Origin of the sequence: Micromonospora sp. NPDC049836 (assembly GCF_044465125.1) — a bacterium.
In the GTDB taxonomy this organism is placed as follows: domain Bacteria; phylum Actinomycetota; class Actinomycetes; order Mycobacteriales; family Micromonosporaceae; genus Micromonospora.
In genome coordinates, this window is the sequence record NZ_JBITLH010000042.1 from 1 (window position 1) to 1,321 (window position 1,321).

Here is a 1,321-nt window from a genome sequence, read left to right on the forward strand (position 1 = left end):
CGATGGTCATGGTGGCGACGCCGCCACCAGTTCAGAGCCAAAACAAGCCACTACCAGCGAAGACAACGACTCCGCGAAGTGCGGCTGGAGTACTACGACTGCGCGGCCCGGATGTGGTGACGGCCCATCGGTAGCATCAGCGGCTTGCCGGAGACCGGATCGGGATGACCTGGCTGTCCAGGCCGAAGACGGCGCGGACGCAGTCCTCGGTCAGCACATCGGTCGGCGCACCTGCTGCGTGCAGGCCGCCGTCGGCGAGGGCGATGAGGTGATCTGCGTAGCGGGCCGCCATGTTCAGATCGTGCAGGACCATCACGATCGTGGTGCCGCGAGTGAGGTTCAGGTCGGTGAGCAGGTCCAACACCTCGACCTGGTGGCTGACGTCGAGAAAGGTGGTCGGCTCGTCGAGTAGCAGCAGCTCGGTCTGCTGGGCCAGCGCCATGGCGATCCACACCCGTTGACGCTGCCCCCCGGAGAGCTCGTCGATCGACCGGTCGGCCAGGTCGGCGATGTGGGTGGCGTCGAGGGCGGCGGCCACCGCCCGGTCGTCGTCCCTGCTCCATCGTGACAGCAGGCGTTGGTGCGGGTTGCGGCCCCGGCCGACCAGGTCGGCCACGGTGATGCCCTCGGGCGCGATCGGTGACTGGGGGAGCAGGCCGAGCGTTCGGGCCAGCTCCTTGGCCGGCATCCTGTGTACTTCGCGGCCGTCCAGCATGACGTGGCCGGTTCGCGGGGCGAGTAGCCGCGACATCGACCGCAGCAGCGTCGATTCCCCGCACGCGGTGGCACCGACGATCGCGGTGATCCGGCCGGGCGGGACGAGCAGATCGAGTGATTCGATGACGACGCGGCCGCCCTAGCCGACGGTCAGTTTCTCGACCGCCAGTGAATGGTCGGTGGTCACAGCGAGCCTCCCGCGCGGTTCGTGCGGACGAGCAGATAGATGAGGTACGGGGCGCCGAGAACGCCGGTGATCACACCCACCGGCGCGAGACGCCGAAGCGTTCGGCGACCTCCGTCACGGACAGGCCAGCTTCAACTTCCAGCACTGCGCGATAGCGCTGCCCGGTCACACTCAACTCCACCAGCACTCGGCGGAGTGTCACCCATCAAGTGAAGCCACCGTGCAACGCATCAACCGGAGTCGGACAGACGTGCCGACGTGCCGACGTGCCGACGACGTGCCAACGACGTGCCGACGATGTCCCGACAACGATGTCCCGACGTGTGCAACCGACGGTGATCGTTTACGCCTGGGTCGTGGTTTTCTGCTTGAGGCGTTCGTAGGGGGTTTGGCCGCCGAGGCCGCCGTGCGGTCGAT

2 pseudogenes are annotated in these 1,321 nt (G+C 67.3%); both read right to left on the bottom strand.

Annotation, left to right across the window (positions count from 1 at the left end):
* Positions 1–92 precede the first annotated feature (92 nt).
* Positions 93–841 (bottom strand): annotated as a pseudogene (locus ACIBPB_RS33640) (ABC transporter ATP-binding protein).
* Positions 842–977: 136 nt separating this feature from the next.
* A pseudogene (locus ACIBPB_RS33645) lies at positions 978–1,088 on the bottom strand (helix-turn-helix domain-containing protein); the annotation flags it as partial.
* Positions 1,089–1,321 lie beyond the last annotated feature (233 nt).